Annotated in this window: 1 protein-coding gene; it reads right to left on the reverse strand. The window is 37.8% G+C overall.

Annotated features, from left to right (window positions below):
* Window positions 1-563 (reverse strand): reverse transcriptase domain-containing protein (locus tag LGK97_RS19655; protein WP_264175103.1); only part of this gene is annotated, 563 nt, incomplete at its 3' end.
* Window positions 564-724 lie beyond the last annotated feature (161 nt).

Here is a 724-nt window from a genome sequence, read left to right on the forward strand (position 1 = left end):
TCAATATCTACTGCCCATTTGTAACCTTTATCCATGTATTCTTTGCATTTCAAAATTGCTTGGTGTGCACTCCTGTTTGGTCTAAACCCATAACTATTGTCTGAAAATTTCTCTTCAAATATTGGACTTAAGACTTGAGCGATAGCTTGTTGTATTACTCGGTCTACAGCTGTTGGTATTCCTAGTGGTCGTTTCTTTCCATCAGACTTTGGTATTTCTACACGCCTTACTGGGTTGGGTTTATACTTACCTTCCAATAGTGATTGCCGAAGGCTGGCGCCATTTTCTTTTAGGTATTGTAGAAGTTCATCTACTTTCATACCATCAACTCCATGACTACCTTTATTGGCTTTAACCCTCTTAAATGCTTCATTTAAGTTGTTTCTGTCAATAATCCTTTCAAACAGTCCATTGGTGTATTTATTTTTGGCGTCTTGTTGTTTTTCTAACGTCAATGAAATGCTAGGCGCTCCTACATACTCTTCGAGTTCCACTCTATCCTTTTGTAGGTAACCTTCATTATGAAGTTGTCTGCTGTTAGCACACTTCTTTGTGTTGTTCAAAATTTCAAAACCTCCTATCGTTCAGTCCTTCACCGAAGGTTCATGACCCTTCTGCTACTATGACCTCTGCTGACTTCTTAGATTTCAGCTTTACATCACTGTAAAGGTTGTTATTTCAAAATTCATTTCTATAACATATACCTAAGATCTCCCCAGGTAAG

The sequence above is a fragment of the Clostridium sp. CS001 genome (genome assembly GCF_020443565.1).
Classification (GTDB): Bacteria; Bacillota; Clostridia; order Clostridiales; family Clostridiaceae; genus Clostridium_AD.